Here is a 16451-nt window from a genome sequence, read left to right as displayed (position 1 = left end):
CTGTCGGCCTCACATGCTCGGGCCGCGCCTAACCAGGCTGCCCAAGCCGGATCTGCCCGGTCTCGACATGCTCGAGAAACCACGCATAGGTTTGCTCCAATCCGCCGCGAAGCGAGTAGCGCGGACGCCAGCCCGTGGCAAACAGCCGTGACACATCCATCAGCTTGCGCGGCGTGCCGTCCGGCTTCGTTGCATCGAAAATGATTTCGGCATCTGCGCCGACGACCGATACGACGGTGCGGGCAAGCTCGGCGATGGTGACGTCCTCCCCGCATCCGATGTTGAGGTGACTGTCGCCGGCATAGTTCTTCAACAGCCAGACGAATGCGTCGGCGGCATCGTCGACGTGCAGGAATTCCCGCATCGGCTTGCCCGATCCCCACACCTGTAACGTCTTTTGACCGGTGCGCCTGGCCTCATCGGCCTTGCGCATCAGCGCCGGCACGACATGGCTGCTGTTGAGATCGAAATTGTCACCGGGACCATAGAGATTGGTCGGCATGGCCGAAATGTAATCGACGCCATATTGCCGCCGATAGGCCTGGCAGAGCTTCAACCCGGCGATCTTGGCGACCGCATACCATTCGTTGGTGGGTTCAAGCGGACCGGTGAGCAACGCGTCTTCCTGGATCGGCTGCGGCGCCAGCTTCGGATAGATACACGATGAACCCAGGAACAGCAGCTTTCGAACCTCGCTGCGGAAGGCAGCTTCGATGACGTTGTTCTGCACAACGAGGTTTTCATAGAGAAAGTCCACCGGGAGGCTGTCATTGGCAAGGATGCCGCCGACCTTGGCGGCCGCCATGACCACCGCATCCGGCCGCCGATCGGCCATCCAGCGCCGTACGCCGGCCTGGTCGAGAAGGTCGAGCTCGCTGCGCGCGACGGTCAGTATCTCGCAATCCTCGCTGACCAGGCGGCGCACCAGCGCCGAGCCGACCATGCCGCGGTGTCCGGCCACGAAGACACGCTTTCCTTTGAGATCGAAAATCTTGTCCATCGCAATCCTATCAGAGCAATTCCAGGAAAAGTGTGAAACGGCTTTCCGTCCAAAATTGTGTCAAAACAAAAAGATAGAGCGGCTCGCCGTTTCCGGGAAACGGTGAAGCGTCCTAGGAATGGTCGCTGCGCCAGCCGCCGGCGGCGGCACGCGCCAGATCGGCCTGCACCATTTCCGTTACCAGATCCTTGAATCCGACGGTGTGCGACCAGCCCAGCCTGGTTCGCGCCTTGGAAACATCGCCGATCAACATGTCGACCTCGGTCGGACGGAAATAACGCGGATCGACGCGCACCACAACTGCGCCCGAGCCGGCGTCGATGCCCACCTCGTCGACGCCTTCGCCTTGCCAATGGATGGTGCGCCCGGCTCCGGCAAAGGCTAGTTCGGCAAATTCGCGCACCGAATGCGCCTCGCCGGTCGCCAGCACGAAATCGTCAGGCTCATCATGCTGCAGGATGCGCCACATGCCCTCGACATAGTCACGGGCATGGCCCCAGTCGCGCCGGGCATCGAGATTGCCGAGATAGAGCGTGTCCTGCAATCCATGATGGATCGCCGCCACCGCGCGCGTGATCTTGCGCGTGACGAAGGTTTCGCCGCGCGTCGGCCCTTCATGGTTGAACAGGATGCCGTTGGACGCGAACATGCCATAGGCCTGGCGATAGTTGATCGTGATCCAGTAGGCATAGAGCTTGGCGGCCGCATAGGGCGAACGCGGCCGGAACGGCGTGTTCTCGCTCTGCGGAATTTCGGCCACCTGACCGTAAAGCTCCGAGGTCGAGGCCTGGTAGAAACGCACCGATTTCTCGAGGCCGAGTATGCGGATTGCTTCGAGCAGCCTGAGCGTGCCCAGCGCATCGGCGTTGGCCGTGTATTCCGGCGTCTCGAAACTCACCTGGACATGGCTTTGGGCGCCAAGATTGTAGATCTCGGTCGGCTTTGCCTCCTGCACCAGGCGGATCAGGTTGGTCGCGTCGGTCAGATCGCCGTAATGCAGGAAGAAGCGCGCGCCGCTCTCATGCGGATCGACATAGAGGTCGTCGACACGCTCGGTGTTGAAGGAGGACGAACGGCGTTTGACGCCATGGACTACATAGCCCTTCCCAAGCAGAAGCTCGGCGAGATAGGCCCCGTCCTGCCCGGTCACGCCAGTTATAAGGGCGACTTTCTCTACCACTGCTGCGTTCGTCCGCGTTGAGTCCGGCAAAGCGATACAGGTTTGCCGGCGGAACGCAAATCCCCCGAGCGGGAGAGGCTTTCGTGATTTGCCTTGCCGGGTTCAGACGCCCGCCACCTCGCACAGGGTCTTCATCCTGGCCGTTGCAAGCTCCGGGTCGGCCAGCAGGCCCGCCTGATCGGCAAGGCGGAAGACTTCGGCATAATGGCATATGCCACGCGCGGACTGCATGCCGCCCACCATGGTGAAGTGGCTTTGGTGCCCGTTCAGCCAGGCCATGAAGACGATGCCGGCCTTGTAATATGCCGTCGGCGCCTCGAAGATCTTGCGCGACAACGGCACGGTCGGCGCCATCAGCGCGTCGTAGCCGGCCCGGTCACCTGCCGCGAGCTTTGCCAGTGCCGCATTGGCGGCCGGCGCGATGGCGTCGAAAATGCCGAGCAACGCGTGCGAATGCCCCTTCCCATCGCCGGCGATCAGCTCCGGATAGTTGAAGTCGTCGCCGGTGAACATCACCACGCCCTCGGGCAACCGGTCTCGCAGAGCGACCTCCTTGTCGGCGTCGAGCAGCGATATCTTGATGCCTTCGACCTTGCCGGCGTGGCGCTCGATGATGGCAACGACGGTGTCGAGCGCGGCCTCGAAGCTCTCGCTGCCCCAGTAACCTCTCAGCGCCGGGTCGAACATGTCGCCCAGCCAGTGCAGGATCACCTTGCCTGAGGCCTGGCCGAGAATGCGGTCATAGACCTTGATATAGTCATCCGGCCCCTTGGTGACCGCGGCAAGCGCGCGGCTGGCCATCATGATCGCCTTGCCGCCCTCGCCTTCGATGAAGGCGAACTGTTCCTCATAAGCGCGAATGACGTCGTCAATCGTCCGTGCGCTCGCCGGCGCCAAATGATCGGTGCCGGCGCCCGAAGCGAGATCGGCGCCAGGCACGCTGCGCGCCTCGGCGATCGAGCGCCGGATCAGTTCCTTCGCGCTCTCCCAGTCGAAGCCCATGCCGCGCTGCGAAGTGTCCATCGCTTCGGCAATGCGGAAGCCCAGCCGCCACAGATGGTGGCGAAACGCCATGGTCTTCTCCCAGTCGATCGCCGATCGCGACCACGGATCGGTCATCGCGATCGGGTCTGCAACGACATGCGCGGCTGCATAGGCGATGCGCGGGAAGGACGCGCCAATGCTAGGCTCGACCGGCACGCCGACAAGCCGATAGCTGGCGCGGCCGCCATTCTCGACAGGCAGGATGATGTCCATGAAACTCTCCCTTTGCGGCTGCCTATAAATGGAACGTTCCAATAAATCAAGAACCTTTATGATTCCGGGAATGAACCGGTTCAATGCTTCATCGCATCCCAGGAATCATACGTTTGAACGCTAGTTATCAATTTTTCTGATTCCATAAGAAACCCGGTTGACTCCGATTTTGAGTGGTGATTAGAACGTTCCAATAGATTTGGCGCCTGAAGCGGAGGAAAGCACGGACATGGCCAGCAGGGCCAAGGCAACGATCCTGGACATCGCCCGCGAGGCCGGCGTGTCCAAATCGACGGTATCGCTCGTGCTGCAGGGCAGCGGGCTGATCCGGCCTGAAACCGCTAGCAAGGTCCGCAAGGCGATCGAGGATGTCGGCTATGTCTACAACCGCGGCGCCGCCAATCTGCGCAAGGCTCATTCCAACGTCATCGGCATGGTCATCAACGATCTCACCAACCCTTTCTTCGCCGAGCTTGCCGTTGGCATGGAGCGCGTCTTCCAGGCGGCGGGCGTGGTCCCCTTCATCGCCAACACGGCCGAGAACCCGGTGCGCCAGGAAGAGGTGCTGAAATCGCTCATGGAACAGGGCGTGGCCGGCCTCATCGTCTCGCCGGCGCGCGGCACCGTGCCCGGCGCCTTCCGCCGCATCGAGGCTGCCGGCGTGCCGGTCGTGTTTGCCATGCGCCGGCTACCCGAAAGCCGCATTCCGGTGATCGCGCCCGACAACCACCGCGGCGCCTTCATTGCCACCGAGCATCTGATCGGCAAAGGCCATCGTCGCCTCGCTTTCTTCGGCGGCTCGTCCGACCTCGTCGTCTATCAGGAGCGGCTGGGCGGCTTCATCGAGGCCTGTGAGGCGTTCGGCATCCCATCAACCAACCGGCTGATCGTCGAGGACGAGACCAGCCGCAAGGGCGGCATGGCCTGCCTGGACACCGCCCTTGCCGCGCCGCAGCCGCCGACGGCCGGCTTGTGCTTCAACGACGCGGTCGCCTTCGGTGTCATGCTGGCCCTGCGCAAGCGCGGGCTCGAGGCGGGAGCGGACTTTGCCGTCGTCGGCTTCGACGACGTCGCCGAGGCCGAGCACTATATGCCGGCGCTGACCAGCGTTGCCGTCGATACCGCCGGCCTTGGCGAGCGCGCCGCCCACGTCATGCTCAAGATGATCCAGTCGCGCACGACGCGCGCTGAAGACCACATCGGCGCCGTCAATCTCGTCGTCCGCGAAAGCAGCGGCCCGGATCGCGGCAAGCAAAACATTGCAGCGGGGAACGCGGCATGAGCGTGCGGTGGGGTCTGATCGGCGCGAGCACGATCGCAAAACAATTCATGATCGACGCCATCCGCGCGCAGGCCGATGGCGAAGTCGCCGCCGTGATGAGTTCCAGCCCGGTGCGGGCCAAGGCCTATGCGGAGGAAAATGGCATTCCTCTCGCCGTCTCGACCGTCGATGCGCTGCTTAGCGCCGACATTGATGCCGTCTACGTCTCGACCACCAATGAGCTGCACCTCGAACAAGGCCTTGCGGCGATCAAGGCCGGCAAGCATGTCATGTGCGAAAAGCCGCTGGCGCTGACCAGCGCCGATGCGAAGAAGATGGTCGCCGCCGCCCAAGCCGCCGGCATCGTCTTCGGCACCAATCACCATCTGCGCAATGCCGGCGCGCATCGCGCCATGCGCGGGGCGATCGCCGCCGGCCGTATCGGCAGACCGATCGCGGCGCGTGTCTTCCATTCCGTCTACCTGCCGGAAAACCTGCAGGGCTGGCGCATCACCAAACCTGAAGCCGGCGGCGGCGTGGTGCTCGACATCACAGTGCACGATGCCGACACGCTGCGCTTCGTGCTCGGCGACGATCCGGTCGAGATTTCCGCTTTCACGCAGTCGGCCGGCATGGCCGGCGGTGGGCTCGAAGACGGCGCCATGTGTGTCTGGCGCTTCAAGTCGGGCCTCATCGCGCAATCGCATGAGGGATTCACGACCAAATTCGCCGGCACCGGCTTCGAGGTGCACGGATCGGAAGGCTCGCTGATCGCTGCCAATGTGATGACGCAAAAGCCGATCGGTTCGGTGCTGCTGCGCACCGCAAACGGCGAGGAAGAGCTCCATTTCGATCGCGAAGACCTCTACACCCGCTCGCTCAGCCAGTTCCATGCAGCAATCCGCGGTGAAGGCCAGCCTTCCGCCACCGGTGAGGACGGCATCTGGTCGCTGGCATCGGCCGAAGCCGCCCTGCAATCGTCGAAGACCGGCAAGACCGTGACGATCGACCCACAACTCGGGAGCCTCCCGTGAGCAAGCTCGTCTCGGCGACTTACGCCGCCAGCCTGATCAAGGACGGCATGATCGTCTCGGTGTCGTCGTCGAGCGGCCTCGGCTGCCCCGATGCCGTGTTGGCGGCCATCGGCGAACGCTTCGACACGGAAGGCCATCCCAAGGGTATCACCACGCTGCATCCGATCGCCGCCGGTGACATGTATGGCATCAAGGGCATCGACCACCTGGCCAAGCCTGGCCTGTTGAAGCGTACGCTTTGCGGCTCCTACCCGTCCGGCCCCTCTTCGGCCGAACCGCCGCAGATATGGAAGATGATCGGCGACAATTCGGTCGCGGCCTACAACGTGCCCTCCGGCATCCTGTTCGACATGCATCGCGAGGCGGCGGCCAAGCGTCCCGGCGTGCTGACCAAGGTCGGCCTCGACACCTTCGCCGATCCGCGTCACCAGGGCTGCGCCATGAACGCCGCGGCCAGCGAGCCGATCGTCTCGGTGCAGCAGTTCGATGGCGAGGAATGGCTCTATTTTCGCTCGATCGTGCCCAACATCTCGATCATCCGCGCCACCTCCGCCGACGAGCGCGGCAACCTGACCTATGAGCATGAAGGCGCTTATCTCGGCGGTCTTGAACAGGCTTTGGCCGCCCGCAACAATGGCGGTGTCGTCATCGCTCAGGTCAAGCGAGTCGTCGAGAACGGCACGCTGAAGCCGCATGACGTGCGTGTTCCGGGCGTGCTGGTCGACCACGTCGTCGTCGCGCCCGACCAGCTGCAGACGACACTGACGCCTTACGATCCGGCGATTTCGGGCGAGGTCTTCCGGCCACTGTCGAGCTTCCGCAATGCCGAGATGAACGTGCAGAAAGTGATCGCGCGCCGCGTCGCCATGGAGCTGCGCGACGGCATGGCCGTCAACATCGGCTTCGGCATCTCGGCCAATGTGCCGCGCATTCTGTTGGAGGAAGGCCAGCACGGCAAGGTCACCTGGGTGATCGAACAGGGTGCTGTCGGTGGCGTGCCGTTGCTCGACTTCAAGTTCGGCTGCGCCTCCAACGCCGAGGCGATCATGCCCTCGCCGCACCAGTTCATCTATTTCCAGGCCGGCGGCTTTGACGCCTCGCTGCTATCCTTCCTGCAGATCGATCGCCACGGTTCGGTCAATGTGTCGAAGCTGTCAACCCGGCCGCATGTCACCGCCGGCGCCGGCGGCTTCGTCGACATCACCGCGCGGGCGAAAAAGATTGTTTTCTCGGGCTTCTTCAATGCAGGTGCAAAACTATCGCTTGCCGATGGCGCCATCCGCATCGACGCGGAAGGCAAGGTCAAGAAAGTGGTCAACGAGGTCGAGCACATCTCTTTCTCCGGCAAGCGTGCGGTCGCGCAAGGGCAGGACATCACCTATGTCACCGAGCGCTGCGTGATGAAGCTGACGCCCGATGGCCTGATGGTGACCGAGCTGGCGCCCGGCATCGACCTCGATCGCGATGTTCTGGCGCAGTCCGAGATTCCGCTCGGCGTCGCCAATGACCTGAAGGTGACGCCGGCAGCCCTTTACCAAGACCGGCCGATCGGCCTGTCGCTGAACGGCGGCGCCTCGCTCGGAGGCGCGCATGGCTGAGCCCCTCGTCACCTTCGAACAGGACGGCGCCATCGGCATCGTCACGCTGCGGCGGCCGGAAAAGTTCAACGCGCTCGACATCCCGATGCTGCGTGCGCTCGAAGCAGTGCTTGACGAAGCGGAACTGGCCGAAGGTGTGCGCGTCGTGCTCATTCACGGTGAAGGCAAGGGCTTTTGCGCCGGCGGCGACGTCGAGGCCTGGGCACAATTAAGCGCCGCCGATTTCCAGGTGCAATGGGTTCGTTATGGCCACCGTGTCTTCGACCGGCTGGCGCGGCTCAGGCAACCGACGATCGCCGTGCTGTCAGGCCATGCGCTGGGCGGCGGGCTGGAACTGGCGGCGGCCTGCGATTTCCGCCTCGCCGAAACCCAGGTAAAGATCGGTTTCCCCGAAACATCCATCGGCGTCGTTCCTGGCTGGTCGGGCACGCAACGCGCCGTGCGCCGTTTTGGCGCGCAAATCGTGCGCCGCATGGCGCTGGGAGGCGAGATTTTTCTGGCGCCCGACGCGCTCGTGCACGGCATCGTCGACCGTGTCGTCGAGACCGGTAAAGCCTTCGATGAAGCCGGGACCTGGGCGCAGAAAATCGCCGAACGCGGGCCGCTCGCCACCGAAGCCGCCAAGCTGATGATCGCTGTCGCCGAAGGCGAGGAAAGTGCGGCAGCGACGGAAGCCCTGGCCAGCGGTTTTATCGCACTGACCGGCGACCTCAAGGCCGGCGTCGACGCTTTCAAGGCCAAGCAGAAGCCGGCCTTTTCGAGATCCTAGAGAAAGAATGATGAACGCACCGCTCAACATTGCCATGCCCGCCGAAGCGTCTCAGGCGCCGAAGGCCTATAAGCTGCTGATCGACGGCAAGCATGTCGAGGCCCGCGACGGCCGCGCGATGGAGCGCGCCAGCCCAGGCCACGGTTTTATCGTATCGCGCTATGCGCAGGCGGGTGCCGCCGAAGTCGAGGCCGCGGTGCAGGCCGCGCACAGGGCGTTCGAAACCGGTCCCTGGCCGCGCATGAAGGCCTCCGAGCGTGCCGCGGTGCTGCTCAAGGCGGCCGACCTCATCGAAAGCCGGCTGGAGGATATCGCTCGGCTCGATGCGTTGGAATCCGGCAAGCCGATCGCCCAGGCGCGCGGCGAGATCGGCGGCGCCGTCGACATCTGGCGCTATGCCGCCTCGCTTGCCCGCACGCTGCATGGCGAAAGCTACGCCAATCTCGGCGATGCCATGCTGGGTGTGGTGCTGCGCGAGCCGATCGGCGTCGTCTCGATCATCACGCCATGGAATTTCCCGTTCCTGATCGTCAGCCAGAAACTGCCCTTCGCGCTTGCCGCCGGCTGCACGGCGGTGGTCAAGCCGAGCGAGATGACCTCGGCCTCGACCTTCGTGCTCGGCGACATCCTGCTTGAAGCGGGCCTGCCGGCCGGCGTCGTCAACATCCTCGCCGGTTTCGGCGCCGATGTCGGCGCGCCGATGGTCAGCCATCCGCTGGTCGAGATGGTGTCCTTCACCGGCTCGACCCGCGTCGGCAAGACGACCATGGCGACGGCCTCGGACTCGCTGAAAAAGGTGTCGATGGAGCTCGGCGGCAAGAACGGCCAGATCGTCTTTCCCGATGCCGACCTCGAAGCGGCCGCCGACGCGGCGGTGTTCGGCGGTTTCTTCAACGCCGGCGAATGCTGCAATGCCGGCAGCCGCCTGATCGTGCACGAGGCGATCGCCGACGATTTTCTTGGCGCCGTCAAAGCACTGGCGCAGAAGGTCCGGGTCGGCGATCCGCTCGACGATCGCACCAAGGTCGGCGCCATGATTTCCGCCGACCACATGGCAAAGGTAGCCGGCTATGTTTCGGCGGCGAAAACTGACGGCGGCAACGTTGTCAGCGGTGGCGCGCGGCGCGCCTCCAATGCCGGCCAATACCTCGATCCGACCATCATCCGTAACGTTACAGAAGATATGGCCATCGCCCGCGAGGAAGTGTTCGGTCCGGTGCTTTCCGTTCTCACTTTTGAAACGATTGAAAAGGCATTGCACATTGCCAACGACACGCCCTATGGTCTGTCCGCAGGGGTGTGGAGCGCCAGCATCGACACCTGCATGTCGGTGGCGCGGGGTGTGCGTTCGGGGACCGTCTGGGTGAATACATTCATGGAAGGTTATCCCGAACTGCCTTTCGGGGGCTACAAGCAGTCCGGTCTCGGACGCGAACTCGGCAAACGCGCCGTCGAGGACTATACCGAGGAAAAGACAATCCAGTTTCATCGCGGCCAGCGCACCGGTTGGTGGGTCGGCTGAGTTTGGAAGAACCCGGTGGGCTTCCACCGGTCGTGTAATGCAACAAGGGAGGTAGTACATGTTGCGCAAACTGCTTATCGGAACGGCTCTTGCGACGAGCTTTGCGTTCTCGGCGCATGCCGCGGATGTCAAGGAAGTGCAGATGCTGCATTGGTGGACGTCGGGCGGCGAAGCGGCTGCCCTCAACGTTCTCAAGGGCGATCTGGCCAAGGAAGGTTATGCCTGGAAGGACGTGCCGGTGGCCGGCGGTGGCGGCGACGCTGCCATGACCGCGCTGAAGGCAATGGTTGCCGCCGGCAATTACCCGACAGCCTCGCAGATGCTCGGCTACACCGTGCTCGACTATGCCGCTGCCGGCGTCATGGGCGACCTGACCGAGACGGCGAAGAAGGAAGGCTGGGACAAGTCGGTTCCGGCGGCCCTGCAGAAATTCTCGGTCTATGACGGCAAGTGGGTCGCGGCTCCGGTCAACGTCCACTCGGTCAACTGGCTGTGGATCAACAAGGCGGTGATGGACAAGATCGGCGGCACCGAGCCGAAGACCTTCGACGACTTCGTTGCCCTGCTCGACAAGGCCAAGGCGGCTGGCGTCATCCCGCTCGCTCTCGGCGGCCAGAACTGGCAGGAAGCCACCATGTTCGACTCGGTCGTGCTGTCGACCGGCGGACCTGAGTTCTACAAGAAGGCCTTCAACGACCTCGACGACGCTTCGCTCAAGTCCGACACGATGAAGAAGTCGTTCGACAACCTCGCCAAGCTCGTCACCTATGTCGACCCGAACTTCTCGGGTCGCGACTGGAACCTTGCCACCGCGATGGTCATCAAGGGCGATGCCCTTGTGCAGGTCATGGGCGACTGGGCCAAGGGTGAGTTCCACGCCGCCAAGAAGACGCCTGGCACCGACTTCCTGTGCTATCGCTTCCCGGGCACCGACGGCTCCGTGATCTACAACTCCGACATGTTCGGCATGTTCAACGTTCCGGACGACCGCAAGGCCGCCCAGATCGCGCTTGCCACCGCCACGCTGTCGAAGAGCTTCCAGTCGGCCTTCAACGTCGTCAAGGGTTCGGTTCCGGCCCGTACCGACGTTCCGGACACCGATTTCGACGCCTGCGGCAAGAAAGGCATTGCCGACCTGAAGAAGGCCAATGAAGGCGGCACGCTGTTCGGATCGCTGGCCCAGGGCTATGGCGCGCCTCCGGCGGTCGCCAATGCCTACAAGGACGTCGTCTCGAAGTTCGTCCATGGTCAGATCAAGACCTCGGACGAAGCCGTGACCGAGCTGGTCAAGGCGATCGACGACGCCAAGTAAGCGCTAAAACACCTTCCCCGCTTCGGCGGGGAAGGTTTCCATCTCGCAATTGGCCGGCTCGACACTATGCCGACCCAGGACCCGTATGCACCGGGCCGCCTTGCCGCCTGACGGCAGAGCACGGACGACCCTCGACGGGAGGAGCCTCATGAGCAGTGTAGCGACAACCCAGATCAAGCTGACGCCGGAGCGGTCGCGCCCCTCCGTGCGCTCGCGCCTGCAGGATGCCCTGCCGAAGATCGTGCTGGCGCCGAGCTTCGCCATCACCATCGTCTTCGTCTATGGCTTCATCCTGTGGACGATCTATCTGTCCTTCACCAATTCCAAGACCTTCCCGTCCTATGCGATAACGGGCGCGCGCGCCTATCAGCGTCTGTGGGGCTGGACCTTCGACACCGACCCGCCGTCGAGTTGGTACACGTCGATCACCAACATGGGCATTTTCGGCTTTCTCTACATCCTGATCTGCCTGGCGCTCGGCCTGTTCCTGGCGATCCTGCTCGACCAGAAGATCCGCGGCGAAGGCGTGCTGCGGCCGATCTACCTCTACCCGATGGCGCTGTCCTTCATCGTCACCGGCGTCGCCTGGAAATGGTTCCTCGATCCCGGCCTTGGGCTGGAGCAGACGCTGCATCAATGGGGCTGGACGAGCTTCCATTTCGACTGGATCAAGAACAAGGATTTCGTCATCTACACGGTGGTCATCGCCGGCGTCTGGCAGGCCTCCGGCTTCATCATGGCGATGTTCCTGGCCGGCCTGCGCGGCATCGACGGCGAGATCATGAAGGCGGCGCAGATCGATGGCGCCACCACCTTCCAGCTCTATCGCCGCATCGTCATCCCGCTGCTCAGGCCGATCTTCCTGTCGGCCTTCATCGTGCTCGCGCACCTGGCCATCAAGTCCTATGACCTTGTCGTGGCGCTGACCTCCGGCGGCCCAGGCGGCTCGGCCTGGCTGCCGTCCAACTTCATGTATGAGTACACGTTCAAGCGCAACGAGATGGCCGTCGGTTCGGCCAGCGCTGTGATCATGCTGATGACCATCGTCGCCATCATCGTGCCCTATCTCTATTCGGAACTGCGGGAGAAGCCGCGATGAGCGCCGTCGCCACACCTGCCCGCCAGGTCGCCGGCGGCATCAACACCAAGACCCTCAACCGCATCGTCATCTATGGGCTCTTGGCGCTGTTTGCGCTGTTCTACCTGATGCCGCTGTTCGTCATGCTGGTCACCTCGTTCAAGACCATGGACGAGATCCAGAATGGCAACATGCTGGCGCTGCCGCAATCGCCGACTCTCGAACCGTGGTTCAAGGCCTGGGGCGAGACCTGCGTCGGCCTGACCTGTGCCGGCATCAAGGGTTATTTCTGGAACTCCATCAAGATGGTGGTTCCCGCGGTGCTGATCTCGACCATGCTCGGGGCGCTCAACGGCTACGTGTTGACCAAGTGGCGTTTTCGCGGCGCAACCCTGGTGTTCGGGCTGATGCTGTTTGCCTGCTTCATTCCGTTCCAGTCGGTGCTGTTGCCGATGGCGACGATCCTGGGCAGCGTCGGCCGCTTCGGCGTGACGCTGCAGAATTCGGTCGGAACAAGCTTCGGTCTCGGCAATTCGACGGTCAACCTCGTCTTCGTCCACGTCGTCTACGGCCTCGGCTTCACCACTTTGTTCTTCCGCAACTATTACGAGGCGTTCCCGACCGAGCTGATCAAGGCCGCGCAGGTCGACGGCGCCTCCTTCTTCCAGATTTTCCGCCGCATCATGCTGCCGAACTCGATGCCGATCTTCGTCGTCACCGTCATCTACCAGTTCACCAACATCTGGAACGACTTCCTGTTTGCGTCAGCCTATGCCGGCACCGGCGACGCCATGCCGATGACGGTGGCGCTGAACAATGTCGTCAACACCTCGACCGGCGTCGTCGAATACAACGTCAACATGGCGGCGGCGATGATCGCCGCGCTCCCCACCCTGATCGTCTATGTCGTCGCCGGCCGCTATTTCGTGCGCGGGCTGATGGCGGGCGCGGTCAAGGGCTGACCTCTTTCTAGAAGGAACGACCATGGCTTTTCTTGAAATTGACGGGTTGAAGAAGCGCTTCGGGAATGTCGAAATCCTGAAGGGCATCGATGTCGATCTCGAAAAGGGCGGCTTTCTCGTGCTCGTCGGCCCGTCCGGCTGCGGCAAGTCCACCTTGCTCAACACCATCGCCGGCCTGGAGCAGATCACCGAGGGCGAGATCCGCGTCGACGGTCGCGCCATCAACGATCTGCACCCTTCGAAACGCGACATCGCCATGGTCTTCCAGAGCTACGCGCTCTATCCGAACATGACGGTGGCCGGAAACATCTCCTTCGGCATGGAAATGCGCGGCGTGCCGGCGGCCGAACGCCAGGCGGCGATCGACAAGGTGGCCAAGGTGCTGCAGATCGGCCATCTCCTCAACCGCAAGCCGAGCCAGCTTTCCGGCGGCCAGCGCCAGCGCGTCGCCATGGGCCGGGCGCTGGTGCGCGATCCCAAACTGTTCCTGTTCGACGAGCCGCTCTCCAACCTCGACGCCAAGCTGCGCGTCGACATGCGCATCGAGATCAAGCGCCTGCATGCAACGACCGGCACGACGATCGTCTATGTCACGCACGACCAGATCGAGGCGATGACGCTGGCGACCAAGATCGCGGTGATGCGCGACGGCGAGGTGCAGCAGTTCGGCACGCCGGCTGAAATCTACAACAATCCGACCAATTTGTTCGTCGCCGACTTCATGGGCTCGCCGGCGATGAACCTGATCCCGGCGACCGTGGCCAACTCGGGCAATGCGCTGTCGGTCGTGTTGCAGCGCGAGGCGCGTGAGCCGATCTCGTTGCCGATGGCCAATGCGCCGGCGGGTCTCTCGGCATTCCAGGGCAAGCCGATCATCTTCGGCGTACGGCCGGAAGCGCTGACCGACCCGGAAGGCGCCGAGCGCAATGCCTCGAACATCGCCACCGCCGACCTCCACATCGAGGTCGTCGAACCGGCGGGCTCCGACACGTTCGCGGTCACCAATCTCGGCGGCAAGGGCGTGGTGGCGCGGCTGCGCGCCGATGCCAACATCCATCCCGGCACCAGCACGCCGTTGGCATTCAATCTGAGCAAGGCCGTGTTCTTCGACCCTGCGACCGAGAAGCGTATTCTATGATGCATGTCGCCCAAAAGTGGCTCCGGTTTTGGGGCAACGACATGCATCAAAACAAAGACCCTTAGACTATGGCAAGTCCCGATATCGTCATCATCGGCTCCGGCATTGGCGGCGCCACGATCGCCTCCGGCTTGGCCGGCAGCGGCGCCTCGATCCTGATCCTGGAGCGCGGCGGGCCGCTGCCGGCAACGCCGCATGCGCGCGATACACGCTCGATCTTCGTCGACGGGCACTACCGGCCGAAGGAGATGTGGCGCGAAGCCGGCGGCGCGCCTTTCAATCCCGGCAATTACTATTACGTCGGCGGCAATTCGAAATTCTTCGGCGCCGTGCTGATCCGCTACCGCAAGGAGGATTTCTCCGAGCTCGAACATTTCGGCGGCGTGTCGCCGGCCTGGCCATTCTCCTATGACGAGTTCGAGCCCTGGTATTCCAAAGCCGAACAGCTTTTTCGCGTGCGCGGCACGTTGGGCGAAGATCCGACCGAGCCGTTCCACTCGGTACCCTATGCCTTCAGGCCGGTGCCGGACGAGCCGCCGATCGCGCGCGCCCGTGCCGAGCTTAAAGGCCTTGGCCTGCATCCCGCTTCGTTGCCGCTCGGCGTCGACATCGAGACCTGGCTGAAGGAAGGCAAGACGGGCTGGGACGCATTCCCCAACACCGGCCAGGGCAAGATCGACGCGCAGACCGGCCCGCTTACCGCGGCGCTGAACGACCCGAACATCAGGCTCGAAACCGGCGCCTATGTCGACTGGCTGGAAACCTCGCCGGATGGCAGGTCGATCGCCGCCATCCACTACACCCAAAACGGCGCGCAAAAGACGCTATCGCCGAAGCTGGTGATCCTGTCGGCCGGCGCAATCAACTCGGCCGCCATCCTGCTGCGCTCGCCCTCCGCGACGGGCAAGGGCCTCGCCAACAGCTCCGGCCAGGTCGGCCGCAATTTCATGAACCACAATTCAAGCGCGATGCTGGCGATCGACCCGCGTCGCCGCAACGACAGCGTTTACCAGAAGACGCTGATGCTCAACGACTATTATCTGTCCGACGGCAAGGGCGGCAAGCCGCTCGGCAATGTCCAGTTGCTCGGCAAGATCGACGGCAACATGCTGAAGGCCAATGTGAAGACGATGCCGAAATTCGCGCTCGACTACATGGCCGGCCACGCCGTCGATTGGTATTTGATGTGCGAGGACCTGCCCGACCCCGAAAGCCGCATCATGGTTGATGGCAAGGAGATCGTCATGCAGTGGCGCCGCTCCAACATGCAGTCGCTCGACGGCCTGACCAAGGTGATGCGCGAGAACCTTCGCGCCTGCGGCTATCCGATCGTCCTGTCGCGCCCCTTCGACAAGCGCACGCCGTCACACCAGTGCGGCACGGTGAAGATGGGCAACGACCCGGCGACCTCGCCGCTCGACCCCTTCTGCCGCGCCTTCGACCACCAGAACCTGTTCGTCGTCGATGGCGGCTTCCTGCCGACCTCGGCCGCCGTGAACCCGGCACTGTCGATCGCCGCCCAAGCGCTGCGGGTGGCCGAGCATATTCGCAAGACGGAGCTCAACACGTGAGCCGCCCGGCGGCTATCGTCACCGGCGGCGCGCGCGGCATTGGGCTGGCCTGCGCGGAAGCGTTGGCCGATGCCAAATTCGACATTCTTGTCGCCGACTTGGCGGAGAAAGCCGCAGACGGGCTGGCGGCGAATATCACCGCACGCGGCGCGAAATTCGCTTACGCCCAATGCGACATCGCCGATCTCGACAGCCACGCCGCGTTGGTCGATGCCGCCATCCGCGCCTTCGGCCACATCGACTGTCTCGTCAACAATGCCGGCGTGGGCTCCGTGGTGCGCGGCGATCTTCTGGAGCTGAAGCCGGAGAACTTCGACCGCGCGCTTGGTATCAACCTGCGCGGTACGGTGTTCCTCAGCCAGGCCGTCGCCAGAGCAATGCTGGCCACGCCGAGCGACCACACAAAATCGATCATCACCATCACCTCGGTCAGCGCCGAAATGGCATCGCCCGAACGCGCCGACTACTGCATCTCGAAGGCCGGGCTTTCGATGTGGGTGAAGAACCTGGCGCTGCGGCTCGCCCCCGAAAACATCGGTGTGTTCGAGGTGCGGCCGGGCATCATCCGCACCGACATGACGGCGGGCGTGATCGCCAAATACGATGCGCTGATCGATAGCGGCCTGGTGCCGGCCAAACGCTGGGGCGAAGCGTCCGACATCGGCGCCGTGGTGGCGACGCTCGCTGGCGGCAAGCTCGGCTTCTCGACCGGGTCGATCATTAATGTCGATGGCGCGCTGTCGGTAGCCAGACTGTGAGCAGGTGATAC

14 protein-coding genes are annotated in these 16451 nt (G+C 63.4%); 11 read left to right on the top strand and 3 right to left on the bottom strand.

What is annotated here, in order from left to right:
* Window positions 1–28: 28 nt before the first annotated feature.
* From fcl to ACVDG8_RS25800, 3 genes are all read right to left on the bottom strand, one after another.
* A complete protein-coding gene (gene fcl / locus ACVDG8_RS25810) occupies window positions 29–1000 on the bottom strand; it encodes a GDP-L-fucose synthase (protein WP_447250960.1) in 972 nt (323 codons plus the stop codon).
* Between the two features lie 112 nt (window positions 1001–1112).
* Window positions 1113–2180 (bottom strand): GDP-mannose 4,6-dehydratase, encoded by a 1068-nt coding sequence (gene gmd, locus ACVDG8_RS25805; protein ID WP_447250959.1) that lies wholly within the window; start codon window positions 2178–2180, stop codon window positions 1113–1115.
* A gap of 102 nt (window positions 2181–2282) precedes the next feature.
* Window positions 2283–3437 carry a dihydrodipicolinate synthase family protein gene (locus tag ACVDG8_RS25800; RefSeq protein WP_447250958.1) on the bottom strand — a complete coding sequence of 385 codons (1155 nt, stop codon included), beginning with the start codon at window positions 3435–3437 and terminating at the stop codon, window positions 2283–2285.
* Between the two features lie 229 nt (window positions 3438–3666).
* Between ACVDG8_RS25800 and ACVDG8_RS25795 the strand changes: the two genes are divergently transcribed.
* From ACVDG8_RS25795 to ACVDG8_RS25745, 11 genes are all read left to right on the top strand, one after another.
* Window positions 3667–4719, top strand: coding sequence for a LacI family DNA-binding transcriptional regulator (locus ACVDG8_RS25795; protein WP_455707269.1), 1053 nt, complete (start codon window positions 3667–3669; stop codon window positions 4717–4719).
* Entirely contained in the window at window positions 4716–5732 is a 1017-nt protein-coding gene (locus tag ACVDG8_RS25790; RefSeq protein ID WP_447250956.1) for a Gfo/Idh/MocA family protein, read from the top strand. Before ACVDG8_RS25795 ends, ACVDG8_RS25790 begins: the two co-directional genes overlap by 4 nt.
* Window positions 5733–5779: 47 nt before the next feature.
* On the top strand, window positions 5780–7330 hold the full coding sequence (locus ACVDG8_RS25785) for an acyl CoA:acetate/3-ketoacid CoA transferase (protein ID WP_455707857.1): 1551 nt from the start codon (window positions 5780–5782) through the stop codon (window positions 7328–7330).
* Window positions 7323–8099: an enoyl-CoA hydratase/isomerase family protein gene (locus ACVDG8_RS25780; RefSeq protein ID WP_447250954.1), complete on the top strand. Its 777-nt coding sequence runs from the start codon at window positions 7323–7325 to the stop codon at window positions 8097–8099. Before ACVDG8_RS25785 ends, ACVDG8_RS25780 begins: the two co-directional genes overlap by 8 nt.
* A 10-nt stretch (window positions 8100–8109) precedes the next feature.
* Window positions 8110–9621: an aldehyde dehydrogenase family protein gene (locus ACVDG8_RS25775; protein ID WP_447257083.1), complete on the top strand. Its 1512-nt coding sequence runs from the start codon at window positions 8110–8112 to the stop codon at window positions 9619–9621.
* Window positions 9622–9679: 58 nt separating this feature from the next.
* A complete protein-coding gene (locus ACVDG8_RS25770; protein ID WP_447250953.1) occupies window positions 9680–10933 on the top strand; it encodes an ABC transporter substrate-binding protein in 1254 nt (417 codons plus the stop codon).
* 148 nt (window positions 10934–11081) lie between these two features.
* On the top strand, window positions 11082–12032 hold the full coding sequence (locus ACVDG8_RS25765; protein WP_447250952.1) for a carbohydrate ABC transporter permease: 951 nt from the start codon (window positions 11082–11084) through the stop codon (window positions 12030–12032).
* The gene (locus tag ACVDG8_RS25760) at window positions 12029–12973 is read left to right on the top strand and encodes a carbohydrate ABC transporter permease (RefSeq protein WP_447250951.1); all 945 of its coding nucleotides are present in this window, start codon (window positions 12029–12031) and stop codon (window positions 12971–12973) included. The genes ACVDG8_RS25765 and ACVDG8_RS25760 overlap by 4 nt, the downstream gene beginning before the upstream one ends.
* Window positions 12974–12995: 22 nt before the next feature.
* A complete protein-coding gene (locus ACVDG8_RS25755; RefSeq protein WP_447250950.1) occupies window positions 12996–14111 on the top strand; it encodes an ABC transporter ATP-binding protein in 1116 nt (371 codons plus the stop codon).
* A 68-nt stretch (window positions 14112–14179) separates the two neighbouring features.
* Window positions 14180–15682, top strand: coding sequence for a GMC oxidoreductase (locus tag ACVDG8_RS25750; protein WP_447250949.1), 1503 nt, complete (start codon window positions 14180–14182; stop codon window positions 15680–15682).
* Window positions 15679–16440, top strand: coding sequence for a 3-ketoacyl-ACP reductase (locus ACVDG8_RS25745; RefSeq protein ID WP_447250948.1), 762 nt, complete (start codon window positions 15679–15681; stop codon window positions 16438–16440). Before ACVDG8_RS25750 ends, ACVDG8_RS25745 begins: the two co-directional genes overlap by 4 nt.
* Window positions 16441–16451: the final 11 nt, after the last annotated feature.

Source organism: Mesorhizobium sp. ORM8.1 (genome assembly GCF_053005525.2).
Note: the sequence above shows the minus strand (reverse complement) of the source record. Positions and strands in the feature narration are given on the sequence as shown.